This is a genomic window from Streptomyces sp. CA-142005 (assembly GCF_050942335.1).
In the GTDB taxonomy this organism is placed as follows: domain Bacteria; phylum Actinomycetota; class Actinomycetes; order Streptomycetales; family Streptomycetaceae; genus Streptomyces.
Genome location: NZ_CP192078.1, coordinates 1,369,092 through 1,392,568 on the forward strand (window position 1 = coordinate 1,369,092; position 23,477 = coordinate 1,392,568).

22 protein-coding genes and 2 pseudogenes are annotated in these 23,477 nt (G+C 72.8%); 15 read left to right on the forward strand and 9 right to left on the reverse strand.

The window, feature by feature from the left end; translation table 11 throughout:
• Window positions 1-322: 322 nt before the first annotated feature.
• Complete coding sequence (locus tag ACQPXS_RS06740) at window positions 323-2,113, reverse strand: M4 family metallopeptidase (RefSeq protein ID WP_433447892.1); 1,791 nt, start codon at window positions 2,111-2,113, stop codon at window positions 323-325.
• A gap of 302 nt (window positions 2,114-2,415) precedes the next feature.
• Here ACQPXS_RS06740 and ACQPXS_RS06745 point away from each other — a divergent pair.
• From ACQPXS_RS06745 to ACQPXS_RS06795, 11 genes and pseudogenes are all read left to right on the forward strand, one after another.
• Window positions 2,416-3,333: pseudogene (locus ACQPXS_RS06745) on the forward strand (CAP domain-containing protein); the annotation flags it as partial.
• A gap of 56 nt (window positions 3,334-3,389) precedes the next feature.
• A complete protein-coding gene (locus ACQPXS_RS06750) occupies window positions 3,390-4,067 on the forward strand; it encodes an AIM24 family protein (protein ID WP_351808832.1) in 678 nt (225 codons plus the stop codon).
• Between the two features lie 169 nt (window positions 4,068-4,236).
• Entirely contained in the window at window positions 4,237-5,277 is a 1,041-nt protein-coding gene (locus ACQPXS_RS06755; protein ID WP_433447894.1) for a tetratricopeptide repeat protein, read from the forward strand.
• Window positions 5,274-6,293, forward strand: coding sequence for a polyprenyl synthetase family protein (locus ACQPXS_RS06760; protein WP_433447896.1), 1,020 nt, complete (start codon window positions 5,274-5,276; stop codon window positions 6,291-6,293). Before ACQPXS_RS06755 ends, ACQPXS_RS06760 begins: the two co-directional genes overlap by 4 nt.
• A gap of 297 nt (window positions 6,294-6,590) precedes the next feature.
• Window positions 6,591-7,553, forward strand: coding sequence for a threonine/serine dehydratase (locus tag ACQPXS_RS06765; RefSeq protein ID WP_433447899.1), 963 nt, complete (start codon window positions 6,591-6,593; stop codon window positions 7,551-7,553).
• A 198-nt stretch (window positions 7,554-7,751) separates the two neighbouring features.
• Window positions 7,752-9,335, forward strand: coding sequence for a serine/threonine protein kinase (locus tag ACQPXS_RS06770; RefSeq protein WP_433447901.1), 1,584 nt, complete (start codon window positions 7,752-7,754; stop codon window positions 9,333-9,335).
• 50 nt (window positions 9,336-9,385) lie between these two features.
• On the forward strand, window positions 9,386-10,378 hold the full coding sequence (locus ACQPXS_RS06775; RefSeq protein WP_433447903.1) for an LLM class F420-dependent oxidoreductase: 993 nt from the start codon (window positions 9,386-9,388) through the stop codon (window positions 10,376-10,378).
• A gap of 99 nt (window positions 10,379-10,477) precedes the next feature.
• Entirely contained in the window at window positions 10,478-11,518 is a 1,041-nt protein-coding gene (locus ACQPXS_RS06780; protein WP_433447905.1) for a hypothetical protein, read from the forward strand.
• Between the two features lie 62 nt (window positions 11,519-11,580).
• The gene (locus tag ACQPXS_RS06785) at window positions 11,581-12,006 is read left to right on the forward strand and encodes an SsgA family sporulation/cell division regulator (RefSeq protein ID WP_433447907.1); all 426 of its coding nucleotides are present in this window, start codon (window positions 11,581-11,583) and stop codon (window positions 12,004-12,006) included.
• A gap of 143 nt (window positions 12,007-12,149) precedes the next feature.
• Window positions 12,150-12,335: a hypothetical protein gene (locus ACQPXS_RS06790; RefSeq protein WP_433447909.1), complete on the forward strand. Its 186-nt coding sequence runs from the start codon at window positions 12,150-12,152 to the stop codon at window positions 12,333-12,335.
• A 59-nt stretch (window positions 12,336-12,394) separates the two neighbouring features.
• Complete coding sequence (locus ACQPXS_RS06795; RefSeq protein ID WP_433447911.1) at window positions 12,395-12,598, forward strand: hypothetical protein; 204 nt, start codon at window positions 12,395-12,397, stop codon at window positions 12,596-12,598.
• A gap of 282 nt (window positions 12,599-12,880) precedes the next feature.
• On the opposite strand, the gene ACQPXS_RS06800 is transcribed toward ACQPXS_RS06795, so the two are convergent.
• Window positions 12,881-13,435: a DUF6328 family protein gene (locus ACQPXS_RS06800; RefSeq protein ID WP_433447913.1), complete on the reverse strand. Its 555-nt coding sequence runs from the start codon at window positions 13,433-13,435 to the stop codon at window positions 12,881-12,883.
• Window positions 13,436-13,488: 53 nt separating this feature from the next.
• Window positions 13,489-14,472: an aldo/keto reductase gene (locus ACQPXS_RS06805; RefSeq protein ID WP_433447915.1), complete on the reverse strand. Its 984-nt coding sequence runs from the start codon at window positions 14,470-14,472 to the stop codon at window positions 13,489-13,491.
• Between the two features lie 212 nt (window positions 14,473-14,684).
• Between ACQPXS_RS06805 and ACQPXS_RS06810 the strand changes: the two genes are divergently transcribed.
• Entirely contained in the window at window positions 14,685-14,831 is a 147-nt protein-coding gene (locus ACQPXS_RS06810) for a hypothetical protein (RefSeq protein ID WP_433447917.1), read from the forward strand.
• 1 nt (window position 14,832) lies between these two features.
• Here ACQPXS_RS06810 and ACQPXS_RS06815 read toward each other — a convergent pair whose 3' ends face one another.
• The 4 genes and pseudogenes from ACQPXS_RS06815 to ACQPXS_RS06830 form a co-directional block, all read right to left on the reverse strand.
• The gene (locus ACQPXS_RS06815; RefSeq protein WP_433455739.1) at window positions 14,833-15,423 is read right to left on the reverse strand and encodes a TetR family transcriptional regulator; all 591 of its coding nucleotides are present in this window, start codon (window positions 15,421-15,423) and stop codon (window positions 14,833-14,835) included.
• Window positions 15,420-16,910, reverse strand: a complete 1,491-nt coding sequence (locus ACQPXS_RS06820) for an MFS transporter (protein ID WP_433447919.1) — start codon at window positions 16,908-16,910, stop codon at window positions 15,420-15,422. The genes ACQPXS_RS06815 and ACQPXS_RS06820 overlap by 4 nt, the downstream gene beginning before the upstream one ends.
• Before the next feature lie 99 nt (window positions 16,911-17,009).
• The gene (locus ACQPXS_RS06825) at window positions 17,010-17,831 is read right to left on the reverse strand and encodes a lipase family protein (RefSeq protein WP_433447921.1); all 822 of its coding nucleotides are present in this window, start codon (window positions 17,829-17,831) and stop codon (window positions 17,010-17,012) included.
• A 68-nt stretch (window positions 17,832-17,899) separates the two neighbouring features.
• Window positions 17,900-19,103 (reverse strand): annotated as a pseudogene (locus ACQPXS_RS06830) (FAD-dependent monooxygenase).
• A gap of 332 nt (window positions 19,104-19,435) precedes the next feature.
• Here ACQPXS_RS06830 and melC1 point away from each other — a divergent pair.
• Both melC1 and melC2 read left to right on the forward strand, forming a co-directional pair.
• Window positions 19,436-19,819: an apotyrosinase chaperone MelC1 gene (gene melC1, locus ACQPXS_RS06835; RefSeq protein WP_433447923.1), complete on the forward strand. Its 384-nt coding sequence runs from the start codon at window positions 19,436-19,438 to the stop codon at window positions 19,817-19,819.
• A 34-nt stretch (window positions 19,820-19,853) separates the two neighbouring features.
• The gene (gene melC2, locus ACQPXS_RS06840) at window positions 19,854-20,675 is read left to right on the forward strand and encodes a tyrosinase MelC2 (RefSeq protein ID WP_433447925.1); all 822 of its coding nucleotides are present in this window, start codon (window positions 19,854-19,856) and stop codon (window positions 20,673-20,675) included.
• Window positions 20,676-20,691: 16 nt separating this feature from the next.
• Here melC2 and ACQPXS_RS06845 read toward each other — a convergent pair whose 3' ends face one another.
• Together ACQPXS_RS06845 and ACQPXS_RS06850 are read right to left on the reverse strand one after the other, a co-directional pair.
• A complete protein-coding gene (locus ACQPXS_RS06845; protein ID WP_433447927.1) occupies window positions 20,692-21,390 on the reverse strand; it encodes a ribonuclease H family protein in 699 nt (232 codons plus the stop codon).
• A 33-nt stretch (window positions 21,391-21,423) separates the two neighbouring features.
• Window positions 21,424-22,218, reverse strand: coding sequence for a VOC family protein (locus ACQPXS_RS06850; RefSeq protein ID WP_433447928.1), 795 nt, complete (start codon window positions 22,216-22,218; stop codon window positions 21,424-21,426).
• A gap of 164 nt (window positions 22,219-22,382) precedes the next feature.
• Here ACQPXS_RS06850 and ACQPXS_RS06855 point away from each other — a divergent pair, with 164 nt between their 5' ends.
• Window positions 22,383-23,390, forward strand: coding sequence for a zinc-binding alcohol dehydrogenase family protein (locus tag ACQPXS_RS06855; RefSeq protein ID WP_351809133.1), 1,008 nt, complete (start codon window positions 22,383-22,385; stop codon window positions 23,388-23,390).
• Window positions 23,391-23,477: the final 87 nt, after the last annotated feature.

Genomic DNA, 23,477 nt, shown 5'->3' on the forward strand with positions numbered 1-23,477 from the left:
CGCCACCGCCGCGGTCGCGCACCTCGGTGGGTCTCCGCTCCCGCCGCTGCGGGCCGGGGAGGGGCCCGCAGCGGGTCCCCGGCCCCGGTCGGCGAGGCGCCGGGCCGTTCGCGCCGAGGTCCTCCGGGGACATCCACTCCGAAATCGGCCTCCCGAACCGGATCCGCCACCGGCGTACGGTAGTTGCCGGACAGCGCTCACACCAAGGGCGCCACCCCCGGCCTCGCCGTGGGTCAAGCGGACGGCCATGGGCGGTTCGCGCGGGTCCCGGACATGCGGATGCCCCGCGCGAGGCGGGGCATCCGGTGGTGCGGCGGTTCCGTCAGTGACGGGCGGCCGGCGTGTTGGCGGCGGTGACGTTGACCGCGGCCCACGCCTTGTCCACCGTCTTGTACTCGGTGCTGCTCGCGCCGTACAGGTCCTTGGCCGCCTTCAGCGTCGCGACGCGCGCGTCGTGGAAGTCGGTCGTGGAGACCATGTAGCGGGTGAGCGCACGGTAGAAGATCGCGGTGGCCTTGGTGCGGCCGATGCCCTTGACCGTGGCGTTGTGGTAGGTCGGCGAGTTGTAGTTCACGCCGTTGATCGTCTTCTTGCCGCTGCCCTCCGCGAGGAGGTAGTAGGCGTGCGAGGAGACACCGGAACCGGCGTGCACCTCGGTGTAGTACGTGTCCGGCGACCAGTAGTCGATCGTGCCCTCGAGTTTGTCGAGCGACGGGTGGTCGAGACGGCGCAGGAACTTCTGCGCGAGGCCCAGCTTCTCGCCGATGAGGTAGTCCCCGACGTCCTTGGAGTTCTTGGTGAAGAACTCGACGTTGGAGCCGAAGATATCGGCGAGCGACTCGTTCAGCGAGCCCGGCTCACCGTACTGGTTGCCGTCGGAGTCGACGTAGGTCGGCTCCAGCTTCGCGGTCGCGTCCACCACGCCGTGGGTCAGCTCGTGGCCGGTGACGTCGAGGACGACGAGCGGCTTCTTGAACATCTGGCCGTCGCCGTCGCCGTACAGCATGCAGTTGCAGGTCGGGTCCCAGAAGGCGTTGGCGACCTTGCTGCCCCAGTGCACCATCGCCTGGGCGGCCTTGCTGTTGTTGGCTATGCCCTTGCGGCCGAAGGTGCTCTTGTAGAAGTCCAGCGTCTTGGTGACGCCGTACTGCGCGTCGGCCGCGGCGCTGGCACGGCTGCTCGTCGCGCCGTTGCCCCACACGTTGGTCGTGTTGGTGAACTTCGTGCCCGCGCTGAACTTCTCCGTGTACGAGCCCTTGGCGTCCCGCGTCTCGGTGCCGTACCGGCTCGGGTCCTTGAGCTGGTAGTGGCCGCGCGAGGTCTGCGTGGTGGTCAGGCCGACGCTGCCGACGAAGAGGGTCTTGCCGGTGCCCTTGGCGGCCGACGGGTAGCTCGCCGCGGCACCGGAGACGCCGGAGCCGAGCAGGCCGGCCTCGGGGGAGGCGGAGCCGATGCCGGTGGCCGGGTCGATCGTCTCGTGGTGCTTGCGCAGGCTGTCCAGCAGCTTCGGCGACAGGAACTCGTCGCTGTCCGGTGTGTTGCTGCGCACCTTGCCGGTGACGGCGTCGACGACGACGGTGTTGGTGCCGTTCCCGTCGGTCACGGTCACCTGGTAGGCGAGGGCCGAGGAGCCGCCGCGCGCGTCGACGACGAGCCGGGCGGTGCCCGCGTCGCCCTTGGCGGCCTGGGCGGCCTTGGCGGCGGCCTGGTCGGCGGTCAGCTTGGCCTTGGTCGTGGCCGGCTCGACGGCGTGGCCGGCGGCGCGGGTCACGCCGGCGTAGGCCAGCTTGTGGTCGAGGTGGACGATGAGGTCGCCGCCGAGCACGGGCATGCCGTCGTGCGTGCGGACGAACCGGACGTGCCGGGCGCCCTCGGGGTCGAGCATCACGTCCTGCGCGTGCAGTTCGTCGCCCCGGGAGACGCCGGTCGCCGAGGCGTGGGCGAAGGCCGCGGTGCGCGCCGCCTCGACCACCGCGGTGGCGTTCGTGGTGGCGGACGCCGAGGACCGCTCCACCCCCGTGGACGGACCCGCGAAAGCCGTACCGGCCAGACCCGTGGCAGCGGTCGTCACCGCGATGGCGACGGCAACGCTGCGTATGTGAGGTCTACGCAAGGATCAGGGTTCCTTCGTTCTAAGGCAGCGGGGATCACCAACCGCCTTGACGCATGACGCGGTTCCGCGTCACGGGGGCTGGTCGGGCCCCAGGGCGTAACCCTTACGGATCAGTCATGTCCACGTAAAGGCGGAATGATCGATTTCGCGAACTTCTATGGCAATCCTTTACGAATGGGCGCCACAGAGTGATCACGGACTGACCAACTGTGTGTCGGCTGTGGAGACGTGGACTCCGTCCCCCAGGTTCCGAGGCCGGAATGTGACCGATGTCGCATCACATGCCGTACCCAGCAGCCACCCCTTCCGTCCCGCCGACCACGACCAACCCGCCTTCGCCGCCGCCCCCTCCGTCCGCCCGGGCCCCGACGGCCCGCCCACAACCTCCATCCGCCGGTCCGGCCACGCCCCGCCCACACCCGCCGTCCAGCCCGCCCGCCGAGGCACCCGGCGGCGCCGACGGCTTCCTCCGCCTGGTCAACTCGGCCCGTGCGCGGGCCGGTTCTCCCCTGGTCGCCCTCGATCCACGGCTCGTCTCCGCCGCGCGGTCCCATGTCCGGGCCATGGCGGAGGCCGGGCGGCTCGACGGTGAGGGCCGGGACGGAGTTTCGGTGCACCAGCGGATCAGCATCGCCGGATACACGTACGTCACGGTCGGCGAACACCTCGTCTCCGGGCCGCGCAGCCCGGCGGAGTTCGTGGAGTACTGCCTGGAATCGGCGCATTCCCGGCGTACCCTGCTCGACCCTGCCTTCCGGCATGCCGCCCTGGCCCACGCCGACGCCGGCCACCGGTACTGGACCGCACTGTGGGCCGCTCCGCTCACCCCGGACGCGCTGTCGCGCACGGCCTCCGAGATCCTCGCGCTCACCAACGCCGAGCGCGGCCGGGCGGGCCTGCCCCCGCTGGCGGAGGACCCGCTGCTCACGGCCGTCGCGCAGGCGCACTGCGGGGACATGGTGGCCCGCGACTTCTACGACCACACCTCGCCCGACGGCTCCCGGCCCTGGGACCGGGCCGCCGCGGCGGGATCCCGGATGCGCACGATCGGCGAGAACATCGCCTGCGGCCAGCGCTCCCCCGCCGAGGTCGTGAACGGCTGGATGAACAGTCCCGGGCACCGCGCCAACATCCTCAAGCGGGAGTTCGGCCACCTGGGCGTCGGCTTCGCGGGCGGCGGCCGGGCGGGCACGTACTGGACCCAGCTGTTCGGTGGTTGAGCGGGCACTTTGCGTGATCTTGTCGGAACGACATCCTCCGGGACACCATGCCCCGCATGAAGGGTGATCTCTTTTCCAGTACGCACGTGGTGCAGCCGGCCGTGGAGCCGGGGATGTCCGTGGAGAACGCCAAGTGCGTCAAGTACGCGGTGAACGGCGAGATGTACGCCCGCCAGGGCGCGATGGTCGCCTACCGCGGGAACCTGAAGTTCGAGCGCAAGGGGCAGGGCGTCGGCGGCATGCTGAAGCGTGCGGTCACCGGTGAGGGACTGCCCCTCATGGCCGTGCGCGGGCAGGGCGAGGCCTGGTTCGCGCACGAGGCGCAGAACTGTTTCATCGTCGAGGTCGAGCCCGGCGACCAGTTCACCGTCAACGGCCGCAACGTGCTGTGTTTCGACGCCTCGCTGTCGTACGACATCAAGACGGTGAAGGGGTCGGGCATCGCGGGCGGCGGCCTGTTCAACAGCGTGTTCAGCGGGCAGGGCCGGCTCGGGCTGGTCTGCGAGGGCAACCCGCTGGTCATACCGGTCTCCGCGCAGTCCCCGGTGTACGTCGACACGGACGCGGTGGTCGGCTGGACCGCGCATCTGCAGACCTCGCTGCACCGCTCCCAGTCCATCGGCTCGATGCTGCGCGGCGGTTCCGGCGAAGCCGTGCAGCTGATGCTCCAGGGCGAGGGCTTCGTCGTGGTGCGCCCGAGCGAGCTGACCCCGCAGAAGGCCCAGCAGCACTGAACCTTCACAGGGTGATCCGCATCGCACGGGCAACCCCCGTCGCCGTACCCGCGTCTTGATCGGCGACAGACCGACACGCCCCGGTCCCCTCGGCCGGGGCGTCTTTTCGAGACGCTATACACGCCATGTATACGCATCGTGTATACACGTCGAGTATAGAAAGGTACGCATGTACGGCAAGGCTTTCGCCCCGGAGTACCAGGGCGCCCTGACCACCCTGTCCGTGAACTCCTCGCTGGTCGATGTGCTGGCGGAGGGCACCGAGAAGCTGCGCGAGGCCGAGCGGTCCGGGCGCCCCGCCGAGGCGGCCCGCTGCGGGATCGCCGTCGCCGAGGCGCACCGGCGGCTCGGCCACACGGCGGCCGCGGACCAGGCCTGGAAGGCGAGTTACCGCACCGCCCGCGCGGCAGGCGACACGGCCGCGATGGCGTGGGCGCTGTGGAGCGGCGGCACCCTCGCCCGGCAGCGCGGGGCCTTCCCGCTGGCCTGGCGGCTGCTGGGGTTCGCGGCCGAACTCGGCGAGCGCGGCGGCGACATCGTCGTCCGCGGCTACTCGCTGGCCGGCCTGGCGGAGACCGGCCGGATCCAGGGCGACTACGCGGCGGTCGGCCGGCTGCACGAGCAGCTGCTGGCCGAGGCGCGCCGGCGCGGCGAGGCCCGGCACACCGTGTGGGCGCTGGAGGGCATCGCGCAGATGCACCGCAACACCGGCGACCACGACCGGGCGTTCGCGCTGTTCGAGGAGGCGGCGGAGATAGCCGAGCGCGCGGAGGACCGGCGCGGGCACGCCTGGGCGCTGCGCGGACTCGCCGACATCCTCTCGGTGCGCGACAAGGACACCGAGGGAGCACTGGAGCTGCTGTCCCGGGCGGAGGCCTCCTGCCGGGCGATGAACCTCTCCAGCGCGCTCGCCTACAACCACAAGATGCGCGGCAACGTCCTGTACCGGGCCGGGCGTTACGCCGAGGCGCGCGATCTGTACGAGCTGGCGCTCGGGGAGTTCCGCGCGATGAGCGAGCCGCGGGGCGAGGCGCTGGCCCGGCTGGGCCTGGCCAAGTCGCTGGCGCGGCTCGGCCGCGACCGGTCCGAGACGGCGGCCGAACTCGCCGATCTGGCACGGATGTTGGAGCGGAGCGGACTGAAGCACGCCCGGGAGATGGTGGCCCGGGCCCAGGAGGAGTTCGGCCTCGATGCGGAGGTGGTCCGGTGACCACCGTACAAGCTCCGTCCTCTGTTCCCGAACTCCTCGGCCGCTGTGCGCGGTTGGCGCAGCCCGCGCTGCGGGAGGCGGTCGGGCGGCTGCATCCGTGGGTGGCCGAGATGGCCGGGTACTCCTTCGGCTGGTGCGAGGTCGGCGGGGCACCCGCCGCCGCGCCGGGCGGCAAGGGCGTACGGCAGGCGCTGGCGGTGCTCGGCGCCGAGGCGGCGGGCGCCGACCGGCGGGCAGGCGTCCCGGCCGCGGTCGCCGTGGAGCTGGTGCACGCCTTCTCGCTGCTGCACGACGACGTCATGGACGGCGACGCGACCCGGCGCCGCCGCCCCGCCGTGTGGAAGGCGTACGGCACGGGCCCGGCGGTGCTCGCCGGGGACGCCCTGTTCGCGCTGGCGGTGGAGACCCTCGCGTCCGCACCGCAGGGAGCCGGCACCGTACGGCTGCTGTCGGCGGCCCTCGCCGACCTGGTGCGCGGGCAGGCCGACGACCTGCTGTTCGCCACCCGCCCCTGGACCGGCCCGGAGCGGGTCACACCCGAGGAGTACCGGTCGATGGCGGAGGGCAAGACCGGCGCGCTGCTGGGCTGTGCCGCCGCGCTGGGCGCCGTGCTCGGCGGCGCGGACGCGGCCACCGCCGGTGCGCTGGACCGGGCCGGACGGCATCTCGGCATCGCGTTCCAGCTGGTCGACGACGTGCTGGGCATCTGGGGCGACCCGGCCGTCACCGGCAAGCCCGTGGGCGGCGATCTGCGACAGCGCAAGAAGACCTATCCGGTGCTGGCCGCACTCGGTTCCCCGGCGGCCCGTGGGTTGCCCGAGCTGCTCGACACGCCGGGACGGGCGGCGCAGGCCGCCGCGCTGATCGAGGCAGCGGGCGGCCGCACGGCGGCGCTGACCGAGGCCCGCGCGCACACGGCCGCCGCCCGGGCGCTGATCGCGGAGGCACCCCTGGCCACCGAAGCCGCCGGGCAGCTCCTCCGGCTCCTCGATCACCTGATGGACCGCGAGCTGTGACCCCACACGACCGTCCGCGACCCGGGAGCCACTCGAGTCGCCGAGACAGGCCACGGAGGCCGCCACGCTGATCGAGGCAGCGGGCGGCCGCACGGCGGCCCTGGCCGAGGCCCGCGCGCACACGGCCGCCACCCGGGCGCTGATCGCGGAGGCAGCCGGGGAGCTGTTCCGGTTGCTGGGCGTCCGGGTGGGCCGCGAGTGGCCAGCGGCTGTGAAACCGTGTTGACCTCGACAGTCTGCGCGGGTCAGGGTGCGAACGGCGCGGCCCAACTCCCCGCGCCGGAAGGGTGAAGCACCTTGATCGGCATCACGGAGATCGAAGCCGCGGCGGAGCGGATCGCCGGACATGTGGTGCGGACGCCGACCGTCCCGAGTCCGGGCCTGACCGAGCTGCTCGGCGTGCCGGTCACCGCCAAGCTCGAACTGCTGCAGCGCACCGGCTCGTTCAAGGCTCGCGGGGCGACGGCGAAGCTGCTGTCGCTGAGCACGGCCGAGCGGGCGGCGGGCGTGGTCGCGGTCAGCGGCGGCAACCACGGGATCGCCCTCGCGGTGATGGCCGCGGCCCTCGATGTGAAGGCCACCGTGGTCATGCCCCGCACCGCGCCCGAGCGTTCCGTCGCACTCGTCGAGCGGGCGGGGGCGCAGCTGCGGCTGACCGATGGCATGGACAGCGCCTTCGCGCTGGTGACGCGGCTCCGGGACGAGGGGCTGACCCTGGTCCACCCGTTCGACGACCCGGTGGTGATCGCCGGACAGGGCACGGTCGGTCTGGAGCTGGCCGAGGACGCGCCGGGCGACCTGACGGACGTCGTGCTCAGCATCGGCGGCGGTGGGCTGATCGCCGGGGTCGCCGCGGCCCTCGCCGCCCGGCGTCCCGGGGTCCGCGTCTGGGGTGTGGAGACCGAGGGCGCCGAGGCCATGTCCGGCGCGCTGAAGTCGGGCGGACCGGTGCCGGTGCCCTTGTCGTCCCTGGTCACCACGCTCAGCGCGCCCTCCGTGTCCCAGCTGACGTACGACCATGTGTCGGCGCTGGTCGAGGAGGTGCTGGTGGTGCCGGACCGGGACGCGGTGCGGGGCTCGCTGGACCTCGCCGAACACGCGAAGGTGTGGGCCGAGCCGGCCGCGGGCTGTCTGCTGCCGGCGGCCCGCCAGGTCGTGGCCCGGGTCGGCGACGGCGCCCGGATCGGACTCGTGGTGTGCGGCGGCAATACGACACCACGGGAACTGACCGGCTGGGCCGAGCGGTTCGGGCTGCTGTGACACGCGGCCGCACCCGTGAATTTACCCTCGGTTACCCGCAGGTCGAAGGCCCCCCGGGTGCGACCATCCCAAACTCGCAAGCCCTTTCGAAGAATTGAATGAAAGGCAGGAACGGCACCGGACTCGCGGATTCTTTGAACGCACCCCCGCACGCCCCTCGTACCTCTGTGAGACACGCAACAGGGGTTCCAGCGAGGGATGACCATGACCAAGGCGCACGTCTCCGCACACGAGTTGGTCGCCGGACGGTACCGGCTCCTGGAGGTCTTCGCCCGCGAGACGAACCGCCTGTGGTGGTACGCCGAGGACGTGGCGGCGGAGCAGCCCCGGCTCGTGGCCCAGACCGCCCTGCCGGAGCCCTCCGCCGACGACACCGCGCGCCGGATCACGGCCCGCGTCGTGCGGACCTCCGAGACCATGCGGCTGCTGTGCCCCGGCCAGGTCGCCACGGTCGTCGACGCCGTGGTGGAGGCCGGCACCCTGTGGACGGTCACCGAGTGGATCGACGGCACGCCTCTCGGCGAACTCCTCGACCGCGAGGGCGGGTTCAACGTCGCGCGGACGGCCCGGATCGGCGTGGAACTGCTCGACGTGCTGCGGGCCGCGCACGACGGGGGCATCACCCACGGCGAGCTGAGCCCCGGCCAGGTCTTCGTACGGGACAGCGGCCCGGTCGTGGTCACCGGGTTCGGGCTGGCCGGCGCGACCCTGGTGCCGCGGCTCACGGCACCGTCGTACGCCTCGCCCGAGCAGGCCCGCGACGAGCGCATCGGACCGGCCGCCGACCTGTGGGCGCTGGGCGCGCTGCTGTACACGATGGCGGAGGGCCGACCGCCGTTCCGCGACCGCGGCCGGCCCGACGCCACCCTGAAGGCCGTGGACCGGCTGCCGCTGCGCACCCCCCTGCGCACGGGCCCGCTCACCCAGGCCGTGCAGGGGCTGCTGCGGAAGAACTCGCGGGAGCGGCTGACCCGGCCGGTGGTCAGGGAGGCCCTGATCCGGGCCCTCGACGAGGACGCCGACGCAGACCGGGAGCCGGCCCCCGTGCCCCGGCTGCGCGCCGCGTACGCCGGTGTCCGCGCCGGCGTACGCCGCGCCGGGCGGGAGCGGAGCAGAGGGATGCTCGCGGCCGGCACCGCGCTGGCCGTGGTCACCGTGGCCGCCGCCGTCCTGGCCGCGACCCACCAGCTGCCGGGCGTCGGCACCGCGCAGGCACCGGTCCGCCCCACCACTTCGGCCACCCCGGCAGGCAGTCGCACCGGAGGCACCGCGACCTCCTCCCCGACCCCGACCCCGGCACCGAGCACCGCGCCCGTCCTGCCGGCCGGCTATCACCGCTACACCGCCCCGGAGGGCTTCTCCGTCGCCCTGCCGGACGGCTGGAAGCGGCTGACCACCACCCGCGTCACCGGCGCCTACCGCGTCACGTTCGGGCGGGACGGCACCTCCCCCACCCTCGCCGTCACGCACAGCGAGCAGGTCGGCCCGGATCCCGTGGCCGTCTGGCGGGACGACGTCGAGCCCGGTCTGCGGCGGCTGGCCGGCTACCACCGCGTCGGCGACGTCCGGGCCACCACGTACCAGGGGTACCGGGCCGCCGACCTGGAGTGGCTGGCCGGCACGGGGGACGCGCGGGTGCACACCTTCGGGCGCGGCTTCCTGACCGGCGGCGGCGACGCCTTCTCGCTGCGCTTCACGGCCCCGGCCGCGACCTGGGGCGACGCCGCGAGCCGGCTGGCGCTGAGGACGTTCCTGCAGACGTTCCGGGTGCCGGAGCACTGACCGGCGCCGGTGGTTCGTTTTCCGGCCGCCACCCCGGGGACTCGCCACGTATGGTGCAAATCGGATACACGATGATGACCGAGCAGGCAGGGCCCCGGGACCTCGTGGGCCACGTCGTCCGGGCCGAGGAGACCGGGTTCGACTTCTCGGTGATCTCCGACCACTACTTTCCGTGGCTGCGCTCGCAAGGCCACTCCCCGTACGCGTGGAGCGTGCTGGGCGCCGCTGCCCAGGCCACCTCGCGGATTCCGCTGATGACCTATGTGACCTGCCCCATCCTGCGCTACCACCCGGCGATCGTGGCGCAGCAGGCGGCCACCGTGCAGTTGCTGTCCCAGGGCAGGTTCCGGCTCGGGCTGGGCGCCGGCGAGAACCTCAACGAGCATGTGGTGGGCGGCGGCTGGCCTCCGGTGGACGTGCGCCACGAGATGCTGGAGGAAGCCGTGGGGATCATCCGCGCGCTGTTCGAGGGCGGCCATGTCACCCACCACGGACCGCACTACGACGTGGACTCGGCCCGGCTGTGGGATCTGCCGGACCAGCCCCCGCCGATCGGCATCGCCGTCTCCGGCGACCAGTCCTGCGAGCTCGCCGGGCACCTCGCCGACCTGCTGATCGCGACCGAACCGGAGCCGGGTCTGCTGGAGGCCTTCGACCGGCACGGCGGCAGCGGCAAACCCCGCGTCGGCCAGCTGCCGGTGTGCTACGACCCCGACCGGGACACGGCGGTCAAGCGCGCCCATTCCCAGTTCCGCTGGTTCGGGCTCGGCTGGAAGGTGAACGCCGAACTCCCGCACCCCGACTCCTTCGAGTCCGCGACCCGATTCGTGGACGAGGACGACGTCGCCGCCTCGATCCCGTGCGGCGACGACCCCGATGCCTTCGTCGAGGCCGTACGGCCGTACGTCGAGGCCGGGTTCGGGGAGATCGCGCTCGTGCAGATCGGCGGCGACGCGCAGGCGGAGTACCTGGACTGGTCGGCGAAGACCCTGCTGCCCGCGCTGCGGGAGGCGTTCGGCAAAGGCGCGGAGACGGCGACCTGACGGGTCGGCCCAAACATGGCCAATGCGTCCATATAGGCTTTCCTGCCTGCGCCCGCTTCCGGGTGCGGTTCCCTGAGCATTGTTGCAGGAGAGTCATCCGTGACCCTGGTCATCGACCCGTCCGAGACGTCCGCCCCGGCGCCGCAGCCGCTGTCCGACCTGGTGGCGCGCGACGCCCGTGAGTTCGGCGCCTACGCACGCGCCGGGAGCTGGGCCTTCGCGCTGATGGTGGCCCGCAGTGTGCGGCCGGGCGGACAGCCTGCCGGTGAGACGCCGAAGGTGTCCGCGAAGGAGTTCGCTCGACTCGCCGGCTGCTCCCCGGAGCGGGTCATGCGCTACTACAAGGCCTGGGACCGGGCCGCCGACGACGGGCTCGTGCCGCACTTCGAGGCCCTGCAGCCGGGCCGGCAGGTCGCGCTGCCGGACGCGGACGTGTGGCTGAGCTACTACGTCTCGCGCACCAGCGCGACCTCCGAGCGCGGCACGGCGATCGCCGAGGCCGCCGAGGCCGGGGGCATCCGCCCCACCAAGGCGCTGGAGGTCGCCGAGAACCCGACCGCCCTGCGTGCCGCGATCCTCGCCGATCCCTCCACCGCCCGCACGGCCCGCGCCGCCCTGCTGGACCGGCTGCGGGAGGACCCCGAGCTGCAGGCGGAGCTGGCGCGTGACGTCGTACGGACCGACGACCTGAAGAAGGCCGTCGCGACCGAGAGCCGGGCCGCCGACCGGATCGGGTATGTCCGGCAGATCGCCGAGTCCGGGCAGATCAGGACCCCGGCCGGACAGACCGTCGAGGCCCCGGCCGAGCTGCGCGAGGAGGCCGAGCGCCATCTGTCGCTGATCGACGAGCTGGAGGGCGACGAGGACACCGGCGAGTGGGCGACGGAGGCCTACGACACGATGAAGTCGCTCGTCGCCGAGGCGGTCGAGGCCGATCCCCGCTTGCGCGTCCAGGAGCGGCGGACGAAGTTCTACAGCAGCCTGCAGAAGGCGACCAGGGCGTTCGAGGAGCTGACCTTCGACGACGCCCAGGACTTCTACGAGGACGACATGGTGCGGCGCCTGGAGGAACTCCAGCAGGCCATCGGCAGCTGCCTGGCCGCACTGCGCGGATCCGGCGGGAATCCCTCGGACGAGTGAGCATCACGGCCCTCACGGGGGTACTAGAGGGCCCTGAGCCGTTCGTCACCGGAGGCCCTCTCGTGACCGCGTTCGTGCACAACACCCTGGTGGTACAGCTTCGTTCGGAAGGCACCGGCCGGTGTCCCGTGCTGGCCCATCTCAGTTACGACGCCGACGACCCGTTCGCCGTCACCGCCGTCTTCGGCCACGACGGCCGGGTGCTGGCCTGCTGGCGGCTGGACCGGGAGATGCTGTCCGAGGGTCTTACGCGGCCGGTCGGCGTCGGGGACGTACGGCTGCGGCCGGCCGCGACCGGTGCGTGGCACGAGCTGCGCATGGAGTTCCTCGGGGACGTCCGCCCGGACGGCGGCCGGCAGCACGCGGTGGTGTTCGCCTGGGCGCCCGCGGTCGCGGCGTTCCTGCGGGAGACCCACCGGATCGTGCCGCCGGGGCGGGAACGCGTCCCGGTGGACGCGCTGCTGGCCGAGATCCTCGCCGCGGGCTGAGCGTCCCGTTGCCGCGCCGGGTACCGCCCGCCGTGTTCGCCTGCGTGGCGGCCGCCCGGTCTCGCCCTGTCGGCGCGGGGCACGCACGACCGCACGACCTGGCTGCTGGGGACCGCGTTGGCGCTGATGGGCCTGCCCTCGCGATGCTGCCGCTGCGGCGCTTCCCGCTGACCGGGCTACCGTACGGGTTGCTGACCGCGCACGCGGTGGTGTTCGCCTGGGCGCCCGCGGTCGCGGCGTTCCTGCGGGAGACCCACCGGATCGTGCCGCCGGGGCGGGAACGCGTCCCGGCGGACGCGCTGCCGGCCGAGATCCTCGCCGCGGGCTGAGGGTCTCCCGTTGCCGCGCCGGGTACCGCCCGCCGTGTTCGCTCACGTGGCGGGCGCTGATGGGCCTGCCCCTCGCGATGCTGCCGCTGCGGCGCTTCCCGCTGACGGGGCTACCGTACGGGCTGCTGACCGCGCACGCGGTGGTGTTCGCCTGGGCGCCCGCGGTCGCGGCGTTCCTGCGGGAGACCCACCGGATCGTGCCGCCGGGGCGGGAACGCGTCCCGGCGGACGCGCTGCCGGCCGAGATCCTCGCCGCGGGCTGAGGGTCTCCCGTTGCCGCGCCGGGTACCGCCCGCCGTGTTCGCTCACGTGGCGGGCGCTGATGGGCCTGCCCCTCGCGATGCTGCCGCTGCGGCGCTTCCCGCTGACGGGGCTGCTGTGCGGGCCGCTGACCGCGCACGCGCTGGTTCGGGCACCTGGCGCAGGGCTTGGCTTCGTGCCGGCGGTGCCGGTGCGCGAGCTGCTGAGCCGCTCACCGTGTGCGCCTGCCCGGCGTTCTGCTGAAGAGTGCCGGCCGCGGAGACCGGCGGCCACGGTGCCGCTGCTCAGTCGTGTCCACGACTGTCGGCTCCGCGCGCTGGAGGAGCCTGCCCCGGCCCGGGGTGATCGGCAGGCGACGCGGTCGTGTGCCGGTGCCGGGCCCACAGCGGGAGGCCGTACCAGCAGACCAGGTACCAGACGACGACGGCCGCCAGCAGATACGGCACATAGCCGCCCTGCGTGGCCACCCGCAGGATCAGCAGCAGGGCGCACGCCATCGTCGCCAGGAGCAGGATCAGGCCCACGAACGTCATCCGGGCCGCGATCCGCACCGTCTGCGGCTTGATCCGGCGGCCCGCCACCAGCCGGTGCAGGGACACCGGGCCGATGAGGGCGCCGGTGGCGCAGGCGCCCAGGACGACGGTCACGATGTAGATGGCCTGGTCGGCGTCGGGCAGCGTGGCGTACTTCGGCTGGAAGACGACGGTCAGCAAGAAGCCGAACAGGATCTGCACACCCGTCTGGGCGACGCGGACCTCCTGGATGAGTTCGACCCACATCCGGTCGGCCCGCTCCTCCTCGGTCTCGTCCCGCCCCCGGCGCGGTCCTTCCTCTTTCATGCGCTTGCGTGTAACCGCCCTGCCGTTCGTTCAAACGACGGGTGACACGGTGACTACCAGCGGTGCTCGACCTGGTCCTTGATCCGCCACTCGTACAGCTCACGGATCGCGGTGAACGTCTCCGCGGGCAGCGGCGGCAGCTTGGCGGCGGCCGCGTTCGCACGGGCCTGGTCGGGGTTGCGGGCGCCCGGGATCACCGTGGTCACGCCGTCCTGCTCGGCGATCCAGCGCAGCGCCAGCTGGGCCGGGGTGTAGCCCTCGGGGGCGAGCGCGGCGAACTCGGCGGCGGCCTCGACACCGGTCTCGTAGTCGACTCCGGAGAAGGTCTCGCCCTGGTCGAAGGCCTCGCCGTGCCGGTTGTAGGTGCGGTGGTCGTTGGCCGCGAACACCGTGTCCTTGGTGTACTTGCCGGACAGCAGGCCGGAGGCGAGGGGCACGCGCGCGATGATGCCGACGCCGGCCTCGCGGGCGGCGGGGAGCACCTCGTACAGGGGCTTCATGCGGAACGGGTTGAGGATGATCTGCACGCTCGCCACGTGCGGCCGGGCGATCGCGGTCAGCGCCTCGGCGCAGGTCTCCACGCTCACCCCGTACGCCGCGACGCGCTCCTCCTCGACCAGGGTGTCCAGCGCGTCGAACACCGCGTCGGAGGAGTAGACGGGCGTCGGCGGGCAGTGCAGCTGGACCAGGTCGATGCGATCGACGCCGAGGTTGCGGCGGGAGCGGTCGTTCCACGCACGGAAGTTGTCCAGGACGTAGTTCTCGGGGACCTGCTCGACCCGGCGGCCCATCTTGGTCGCCACCAGGACATGCAGGTCGGGCCGGCTACGCAGGAAGGAGGCGATGGTCTCCTCGCTGCGTCCGTCCCCGTACACGTCGGCCGTGTCGAAGAAGGTGACCCCCGCCTCGGCCGCGGCCTCCAGGACGGACAGGGCTTCCTTGTCGTCCACGTCGCCCCAGTCGGCGCCCAGCTGCCATGTGCCGAGACCGATCACCGATGCCCACTGACCCGACCTGCCGATTACGCGTTCGTCCATGGCGCCAGTGTGTCATCCGGCACCGGGGCTCGTGGAATGAGCCGCTCCTGCGGGCGAGCTGCCGGTTCCCACCCGGGGAAGCCGAAGCGCTCCTCGCCCGTCACCGGGAGCGCTCCCGGTGACGGGCACGTCCGGGGGCAGGCCGACGACCTCGGCGATGGCCCGGAACGGCGGCCCTTCCTCGTCGGTGGTGGGCAGCCGGCTGCCCGCCGGTGCCTGCCGACGACTTCGAGGACGAGTCCGAGCTCGTCGCCTCGGGCCAGGTCGCCCTGGCGACGCGCGCCGGCGACGACGGCCGCCTGTTACGCGGCCTTCCGCGGGTCGGCGCGGGCCCTGCTCACCGGCCGGCCGGCGAGTGAGTCAAGGTCCGGGGGTCAACTGGGCCTGCACCAGCGGTCCGTAGCGGTCGGCGATGGAGTCGATGTCGCTCTCGCGCAGGTGCGGGCCGCGTGCGATGCCGTACATCACGCCGAGGCCGACCAGTGCGGCGACGGCGAGTTCGGCGCGCAGGCCCGCGTCGGGGCCGGTGAGCCGCGCGGCGAGGCGTTCGGTCACCTGGGCGCGGAAGTTGGCGCGCAGGATGTCGCCGTGGTCGCCGTGCAGCGGGGCGAAGGCGATGCGCAGCAGCGGGTCGGCGCCGCGCTCGCGCTGGCTGGCGAGGACGTGCCGGGCCATGTGCCGGCCGAGATCGGCGAGCGGCGCGTCCAGCAGGGCGTCCGCGTCGGTGTCGAAGGACATCACGCGGGCGAACAGGGCGTCCTTGTTGCCGAAGTACTTCACGATCAACGGCGGGCTCACGCCGGCGCGTTCGGCGACCGCCTTGAGCGTGATGTCGGCGTGCGCGTGCCGGGCGAGGAGGTGGCGGGCCGCTGTGAGGATGGCCGCCTTGGTGGCCTCGGCGTCGCGACGGGCGGACAGGCTCGGTGCGGGTGGCGTGCTCACGCCTCCTATGCTCCCTCCATGGCCTGGTCGCGGGCGCCGCGGGTGGTGTCCTCGGCACGCCGGGTGCCGTCCGGGGTGCCGTCGCCCGGGATGGCCAAGGCGGCGGCGCAGGCGGCGAGGGCGACGGCGCCCGCCATCGCGAAGGCGAGCAGATAGCCGTGCAGGGTGGGAATCGGGACGCCGCCGACCGGGCCGCTGTGGTGCACGAGGACGGCGGCGACGGCAGCGCTGGAGGTGGCCTGGCCGATGGTGCGCATGAGGACGTTGACGCCGTTGGCGGAGGCGGTCTGCCCGGCCGGGACGGCCCGCAGGATGAGCGTCGGCAGCGCCGAGTAGGCCAGCGTGGTCCCGGTCGCCACGACCGTGGCCCCGATGATGATCATCCACAGGTCGCGGCTGTCGGCGATGCGGACCGCATAGCCGCAGGCGATGACGGCGGCGCCCAGGGCGAGGGTGATCCGCGGGCCGCGGGCGGCCGAGATACGGGCCGACAGCGGTGAGAACAGCAGCATGGTCACGCCGCTGGGCAGCAGGCACAGACCGGTGGCGACGATCGACAGGCCCAGGCCGTAGCCGCTGGCCTTCGGCGCCTGCACCAGCTGGGCGGTGACCAGCGAGTTGGCGTAGAAGGCGAATCCGGTCAGCAGGGCGGCCACATGCGACAGGCCGACCCGTGGCCGGCTGACCAACCGCAGGTCGACCAGCGGCCGTTCGGCGCGCAGTTGCTGCCACCACCACAGGGCGAGGACGAGGGCGGCCCCGAGGAACAGCCCGAGGACGCGGGCGCTCCCCCAGCCCCAGGAGCCGCCCTGCGAGACACCCAGCAGCAGGCACACCAGCCCGGCGGCCAGGCCCAGCGCGCCGAGCACGTCGAACCGGCCGGGCTCGCGCACCGGCGACTCCTTGACCGCCCACCAGGTCGCCGCGACACCCGTCGCGCCCAGGGCGCTGGTCAGCCAGAACATGGTGTGCCAGTCGGCGTACTGGACGACCAGCGCGGCGAGCGGCAGGCCGAGGGCGGCGCCGATGCCGACGGTGGAGCTCATCAGCGCCACCGCCGAGCCCCGCCGTTCCGGCGGGAGTTCGTCGCGCAGGATGCTGATGGACAGCGGTACGACGGAGGCGGCGGCGCCCTGGAGTGCGCGGGCGGCGATGAGCACGCCGATGTCGGAGGACAGCGCGCACAGCACCGACCCGATGGTCATCAGGGCGAGCGCACCGGTCAGCACGCGCCGTTTGCCGTACATGTCGCCGGCCCGGCCGAGCACCGGGGTGAGGACGGCGCCGGAGAGCAGGGTCGCGGTGACCGTCCAGGAGACGGCCGCGGCGGACGCGCCGGTGAGCCGGGGCAGGTCCGGCAGCAGGGGGACGACGACGGTCTGCATGACCGCCATGAGGATGCCGCCCGACGCCAGCACCGGGATGGTGAGCCGGTCCCGCAGCGGGGGCGCCACGGCCGGGCCGAGCGGCTGGGATATCGGGGCGGGCTGGTCCATCCGGGGCTCCTGTGGAAGATGCGACTGGCCGGTGAATGGCAATTCACCCTATCGAGTGAATGGCCATTCACCAACACGCCCGGCGCCGGCGCGGGGCCCTCAGTCGAGGTTCTTCTCCAGTGCCGTCAGGTAGTTGTGCATGAAGTGGTCGCGGATGCCGTCGGAGGTGGGTGCGAAGGCGTCGACGGTCGGTCCGGCCGCCCGGTCGGTCAGCGCCGCCAGCATCGGCATGCTCTCGTGCAGCCGGCCGTAGGAGTCGATGTAGCGCAGGGCGCGGACATGGGTGAAGGCGGGCTCGGGCGGCAGTTGGGGAACGATGTCGTTGTTGTTGACGAAGCGGTACATGCGGCCGCCGAATCCCTCGTGGAACGCCTCGGCGAGCAGCCGGTCGCAGGTGCGCGGCTGCCCGTAGGTGTACACGCCGTCCGCGGCCAGGTGCGGGTCCTCCAGATACATCCGGGCGCCGGCCAGCATCGCGAGGGCACCGCCCAGGCTGTGCCCGGTGAAGTACACGGTCTGCCCGTTGGTGCGCAGTTCGGCGAGGGTCTTGTGGACGGCCGGGTAGACCGATTCCAGGACCTCGGCGAATCCGTGGTGGACGTATCCGTTGCCGCCGGGTCCGGGCCAGGGCGGGGTGGTGACGTCGGTGAGCCAGTCCTTGATCCGGGTGGGTTCGGTGCCGCGGAAGGCGGTGACGATCATCCGCTCGCCGGCCAGGGTGTACGCCTGGGTGTCCGGCAGCGGGAAGGGCGGGGTGAAGCGGGTCTCGTGGTGGCGCACCTGGTCGAAGCCCCACTTGGCGGCCTGGTCCTCGATGTCGGCACGGTCCTTGTGGGCCAGGTCGGCTGCGCGGGCCAGCCAGTAGGCCCGTTGCAGGCTGTAGCCGGTCGAGATCTGGTCGAACGAGACGGGTACGGCCATGGGCGGACTCCTCGGGTGTGGGGGCGGGGAAACCGGGGTGGACCGGCCGCGGCGGGAACGGGCGGGGGCTAGCCGCGGTGGGCCGAGGACCGGGCGTGCAGGGCGCGTGACCGCCCTGGGGCCGAGCCACCGCTTGAACCCGTGCAGGGCCTGCAGCCGGCCGGCCGCCTTGTCGAGGCCGTAGTACAGCTGCGGCGGGACGTACGGCAGCAGAGGCGAGTGGCGCCGGCCGAGTAGCGCGGACATCCGGTGCGGGGGGAGGTGGATGTACCGGGGCAGGTTCTCGTACCACCGGGCGCTGTAGCGGGCCGCACTCTGCACGGACAGCAGCTCGGCCATGCGCCGGCGCTCGTAGGCGGCGAGGGCGTCGGACAGGCCGGTGTGCTCGTGCAGGGCGCGGGCGAGGCACATGGCGTCCTCCAGGGCGAGGGTGGTGCCGGCGCCGATGGAGTAGTGGGTGGTGTGGGCGGCGTCGCCGAGCAGCACCAGGTTGCCGTGGTGCCAGGTGCGGTTGGTGAGGGTGCGGAAGTTCAGCCGGCCGGCGCCGGGGCGGCCGATGAGCGGGTGGCCGTCGAGGACGTGCGCGAAGAGTTTCTCCAGCAGGGCGAGGCCGTCCGCCTCGGTCGCCCGGTCCAGGCCGAGCCCGGTGAAGGTCTCCGGGGAGCACTCGACGACGCAGGTGCCCGTCACCTCGCTGCAGGCGTAGCCGTAGGTCCAGATCCAGCCGTGCTCGGTCTCGGTGAAGGCGAAGGTGAAGGCGTCGAAGGCCTTGGTGGTGCCGAGCCAGATGTAGTGGTCGCGGCCCGAGGTGATCCGGGTGCCGAAGGACGCCGCGTGCCGGGTGCGCAGGGCGCTGTGCACCCCGTCGGCCGCGACGACGAGGTCCGCGCCGGCCGGCGGTTCGGTGATCGCGCTCTCGAACTCCAGCCGGACGCCGAGGGCTCGGGCCCGTTCGGCGAGCAGGTCGAGCAGCCGGGGGCGGCCGATGCCGAAGCCCTCGCCACCGTGGTGACGGGTCGTCAGGTCGCGTACGTGGGCAATGCCGTCGCCCCAGCGGACGGACGCCTCCTCGATCGCCCGCGCCGTGGCCGGGTCGGGCTCCTGGAGCTTGTCGAGGAGGCCGCGCCAGTACGTCACGCCCCAGCCGTAGGTCGAGCCCTCGGGGTTGCGCTCGTGGACGGTGATGCCATGGGACGGGTTCTGCCGCTTGAGCAGGATGGCGAGGTACAGGCCCGTGGGCCCGCCTCCGACACGGACGACCTTCACGTGCACCCCTGACAGTCACCCGATGCGCTCGGTCGGTACCGCAGGGTAGCAGCGCACCCACCCCGCCCTATCGCGTCACTCTGGCGTGGTGAGCCGGGCCACTCGGACGGAGGGCGGACGAGAGGGATCGCCGGAAAAAGGGGCGGGCCCGGCAAGGATTTCCCCGTTCCGGGGTGCGTCACCCCCCGGCCGCGGCAAGATCATCCTGGTTCAACTCTGTACGGCATGTGGTCAATTGTCCGGATCACAGCCAACCGGTTCCGGGTGATTTCCTCCCGTACCGGAGCCCCCGATAGGCATACGTCGTCACCACCGGAACACCCTCCTGGAGGACCCGTATGCCCGACATCACCCGGCGCCGCGCGCTGACCGCGACGGCGGCCCTCGCCGCGACGGCCGCCGTGACCACCCTCGTGGCACCCGCCGCCTCGGCCGCCGGTCACGGCCGGCCCATGCCGATGCCGGAGAGCTTCGACGAGGTCTACCGGGGCCGCCGGATACAGGGCCGGCCCATGACGGGCCCCGGCGGTCACCACCACGAACACGGCGGCGGTTACGAGGTGTTGATCGACGGCGTACAGCTGCATGTGATGCGCAACGCCGACGGCAGCTGGATCAGCGTCGTCAGCCACTACGACCCGGTGCCCACCCCACGCGCCGCCGCCCGGGCCGCGGTGGACGAGCTGCAGGGCGCCCCGCTGCTGCCCTTCCCCGCCAACTGACCGCCCCCGCAAGGACTCCGGAGCATCGCGCACCATGACCGTACGCAAGAACCAGGCCACCCTGACCGCCGACGAGAAGAAGCGGTTCGTGTCCGCCGTCCTCGAACTCAAGCGCAACGGGCGCTATGACGAGTTCGTCCGCACGCACAACGCGTTCATCATGTCGGACACCGACACCGGCGAACGGACCGGCCACCGCTCACCGTCGTTCCTGCCCTGGCACCGCAGATTCCTGCTCGACTTCGAGCAGGCGCTGCAGTCGGTGGACTCCTCGGTCGCGTTGCCGTACTGGGACTGGAGCACCGACCGCACGGTGCGTGCCTCGTTGTGGGGACCGGACTTCCTCGGCGGCACCGGGCGCAGCTCGGACGGCCGGGTGATGGACGGGCCGTTCGCCGCGGCGGCCGGCGACTGGCCGATGAACATACGGGTCGACGGCCGTACCTTCCTGCGCCGCTCGCTCGGCACGGCCGTGCGCGAGCTACCGACCCGCGCGGAAGTGGAGTCGGTGCTGTCGATCGCGACGTACGACATGGCGCCGTACAACAGCGCCTCCGACGGCTTCCGCAACCACCTGGAGGGATGGCGCGGGGTCAATCTGCACAACCGGGTCCACGTCTGGGTCGGCGGGCAGATGGCGACCGGGGTCTCCCCCAACGACCCGGTGTTCTGGCTGCACCACGCCTATGTCGACAAGCTCTGGGCGCAGTGGCAGCGGCGGCATCCGGACGCCGGGTACGTGCCGGCCGGCGGCACGCCGGACGTCGTCGATCTGGACGAGGCGATGAAACCGTGGAACGACGTGCGCCCGGCGGACCTGCTGGACCACACGAAGTACTACACCTTCGACAGCTGAGCGGACCGCGCGGTGCTCAGGCCTCCGCGGTACGGCACTCCGGGTGGCCCCAGCCCTGCGCGTTCTTGGCGATGGACTCGCCGGCCGCGTAGGCGCGGCCGCACAGGCAGCGGCCGGGGAACTTCGCCTTGATGGTGCGGGACGAGGACGCTCCGCCGCCGGTGCGGCGGGGCGCCTTCCCGCGCGAGACGGCCGCCTTCGGGGTGCCGGGCGAGGGCGGCGGCACCGGGGAGCCGAGCGCGCTGCCGGCCGCCTCCTGCACCAAGGCGGCCTGGCTGGCGGCGCGGTCGGCGAAGTCGTTCAGCGGGTCGCCGTCGACCTGGTGGGCCGGGACGTAGCGGAACTCGACCGTGCGGCCGTCCAGGAGCGCGTCGATGCGGACGACCAGCTCCTGGTTGGCGACGGGCTTGCCGGCGGCCGTCTTCCAGCCGTTGCGCTTCCAGCCCGGAAGCCAGGTGGTGACGGCCTTCATCGCGTACTGGGAGTCCATGCGGATCTCCAGCGGCACGTCCGGCTCGACGGCCGTGAGCAGCCGCTCCAGGGCGGTGAGTTCCGCGACGTTGTTGGTGGCCCGGCCGAGCGGGCCCGCCTCCCAGCGGGCGGGGGTCCGCTCGTCGCCGTCCGAGACCACCCATGCCCATCCGGCCGGTCCGGGGTTTCCCTTCGAAGCCCCGTCGCACGCGGCCACCACACGTTCACGCATACGCCCGATCATGCCACGGCCGCGGCGGGCGCCGTCACATGCCGGTCAGGCCTCCTTGACCTTGGGCATCTCGCCCTCCGTGGTCGTGATGTCGATCACGGAGAAGTTCGCGCCCTGCGGGTCGCTGAGCGCCGCGAACCGGCCGAAGGGGCTGCTCATCGGCCCGAAGCGGAGGATGCCGCCGAGCTTGGTGGCCCGGGAGACGGCCTCGTCGCAGTCGTCGACGGTGAAGTAGACGTTGATGTACGAGGGCACCTCGGGCGGGAAGTCGTCGGTCATGCGCATCCGGCCGAGGACGGTGTCCTCGCCGACGTCGAACATCCGGAAGTCCACCGCGTCGTCCACGATGTCCTTCATCCGGTACGGGAACACGGCGGAGAGGAAGGTGTCGGCCTTCTCGGGCTCACGGGTGAAGACCTCCGCCCAGCAGTAGGCGCCCGGGGTCGCGGTCGCCTCGAAGCCCTCGTGGGTGCCGGCCTGCCAGACCCCGAAGACGGCCCCGCTGGGCTCGCGGGCCAGGCACATCGTGCCGAAGTCCCCGACCTGCATCGGCTCCATCAGCACCTCGCCGCCGTTGTCCCGGATCTTCTCCGCGGTGGCGGCGGCGTCCGGTGAGGCGAAGTACAGGCACCACTGCGACTGGCCCTCCTGGCCGGGCATGGGCGGGACCACGGCCGCCACCGCCTTGCCCTCCGTGTAGGCCTGCGTGTAGTTGCCGTACTCCGACGACGACTCGCCGAAGGTCCAGCCGAGGACTTCGCCGTAGAACCGCTTGGCTCCCTCGACGTCGCCGAACATCGCATCGGCCCAACAGGGCGTTCCCTCGGGTTGCACGGCCATGCTCGCGGCCCTCCTGGTCTTCGATCCCGTACGGATGGTCCCCCGCCTTCGAGGCTTACGTCCCGAAGCTCACGCTAGCCATCCCGCCGTCGGCCCGCGCGCCGAACCGCGGAGACGCCCGGACAATGGGAAGTGGAGGCGACGGAGCGATGACGACGGGCACGATGCGGGCGTGGTCGGTGGTCCTGCCGGGGCCGGTCGAAGGGCATCCCCTGCGGCTGGTGGAGCGGCCGGTGCCGGTTCCTGGGGCGGACGAGCTGCTGGTGCGGGTGCGGGCCTGCGGGGTGTGCCGGACCGATCTGCATGTCGCCGAGGGCGATCTGCCGGTGCACCGGGCCGGGGTCACCCCCGGACACGAGGTGGTCGGCGAGGTCGCGGGGGCCGGGGCCGGGGTGCGGGACTTCACGGCGGGCGACCGGGTCGGCGTGGCCTGGCTGCGGCGCACCGACGGGGTGTGCGCGTACTGCGCGCGGGGCGCCGAGAACCTGTGCCCGTACTCGGAGTACACGGGCTGGGACGCCGACGGCGGATACGCCGGGTACACGACCGTGCCGGCCGCGTTCGCCTACCGGCTGCCCGGCGCCCTGGACGACGTGGCGGCGGCGCCGCTGCTGTGCGCCGGGATCATCGGGTTCCGCGCGCTGCGGCGGACCGGGCTGCCCAAGGGCGGCAGGCTCGGCCTGTACGGGTTCGGGGGCAGCGCCCATCTGTGCGCGCAGGTGGCGCTCGCCGAGGGTGCCACCGTGCATGTGATCACCCGGGAGCCGGCCGCCCGCAGGCTGGCCCTGGAGCTGGGCGCCGCCTCCGCGCGGGACCTGCACGAGGCGCCGCCGGAGCCGCTGGACGCGGCGATCCTGTTCGCCCCGGCCGGCGAGCTGGTCCCGGTGGCGCTGCGCGCCCTCGACCGGGGCGGCGTGCTGGCCCTCGCCGGCATCCACCTGACCGACGTACCGCCGCTGCACTACGCGACCGAGCTGTTCTACGAGAAGGAGCTGCGCAGCGTCACCGCCAACACCCGTGCCGACGGGCGGGAGTTCCTCGCCCTGGCGGCCCGGCACGGCGTCCGCGCGACCACGCACGCCTATCCGCTGTCCCGCGCCCCACAGGCGCTCCGCGACCTCAAGGCCGGCCGGTTCGACGGGGCGGCCGTCCTGGTCGACGACCTGTCCTGAGCCCTGGCCGACGGCCTCTCCCGAGCGCTCGCAGGCGGCCTCTCCCCTGCGCCCGGGGCGCACCACACCGGCGCGCGCGGACGCCGG

What these genes read in the sequence shown, in the direction of transcription:
- melC2 (WP_433447925.1), top strand. Translation starts at nt 19,854, where the DNA reads ATGACCGTACGCAAGAACCAGGCCACCCTGACCGCCGACGAGAAGAAG.
- ACQPXS_RS06820 (WP_433447919.1), bottom strand. Translation starts at nt 16,910, where the DNA reads ATGGACCAGCCCGCCCCGATATCCCAGCCGCTCGGCCCGGCCGTGGCG.
- melC1 (WP_433447923.1), top strand. Translation starts at nt 19,436, where the DNA reads ATGCCCGACATCACCCGGCGCCGCGCGCTGACCGCGACGGCGGCCCTC.
- ACQPXS_RS06800 (WP_433447913.1), bottom strand. Translation starts at nt 13,435, where the DNA reads ATGAAAGAGGAAGGACCGCGCCGGGGGCGGGACGAGACCGAGGAGGAG.
- ACQPXS_RS06755 (WP_433447894.1), top strand. Translation starts at nt 4,237, where the DNA reads ATGTACGGCAAGGCTTTCGCCCCGGAGTACCAGGGCGCCCTGACCACC.
- ACQPXS_RS06795 (WP_433447911.1), top strand. Translation starts at nt 12,395, where the DNA reads ATGGGCCTGCCCCTCGCGATGCTGCCGCTGCGGCGCTTCCCGCTGACG.
- ACQPXS_RS06750 (WP_351808832.1), top strand. Translation starts at nt 3,390, where the DNA reads ATGAAGGGTGATCTCTTTTCCAGTACGCACGTGGTGCAGCCGGCCGTG.
- ACQPXS_RS06850 (WP_433447928.1), bottom strand. Translation starts at nt 22,218, where the DNA reads ATGGCCGTGCAACCCGAGGGAACGCCCTGTTGGGCCGATGCGATGTTC.
- ACQPXS_RS06805 (WP_433447915.1), bottom strand. Translation starts at nt 14,472, where the DNA reads ATGGACGAACGCGTAATCGGCAGGTCGGGTCAGTGGGCATCGGTGATC.
- ACQPXS_RS06855 (WP_351809133.1), top strand. Translation starts at nt 22,383, where the DNA reads ATGCGGGCGTGGTCGGTGGTCCTGCCGGGGCCGGTCGAAGGGCATCCC.
- ACQPXS_RS06770 (WP_433447901.1), top strand. Translation starts at nt 7,752, where the DNA reads ATGACCATGACCAAGGCGCACGTCTCCGCACACGAGTTGGTCGCCGGA.
- ACQPXS_RS06845 (WP_433447927.1), bottom strand. Translation starts at nt 21,390, where the DNA reads ATGATCGGGCGTATGCGTGAACGTGTGGTGGCCGCGTGCGACGGGGCT.
- ACQPXS_RS06825 (WP_433447921.1), bottom strand. Translation starts at nt 17,831, where the DNA reads ATGGCCGTACCCGTCTCGTTCGACCAGATCTCGACCGGCTACAGCCTG.
- ACQPXS_RS06790 (WP_433447909.1), top strand. Translation starts at nt 12,150, where the DNA reads ATGCTGCCGCTGCGGCGCTTCCCGCTGACCGGGCTACCGTACGGGTTG.
- ACQPXS_RS06775 (WP_433447903.1), top strand. Translation starts at nt 9,386, where the DNA reads ATGGTGCAAATCGGATACACGATGATGACCGAGCAGGCAGGGCCCCGG.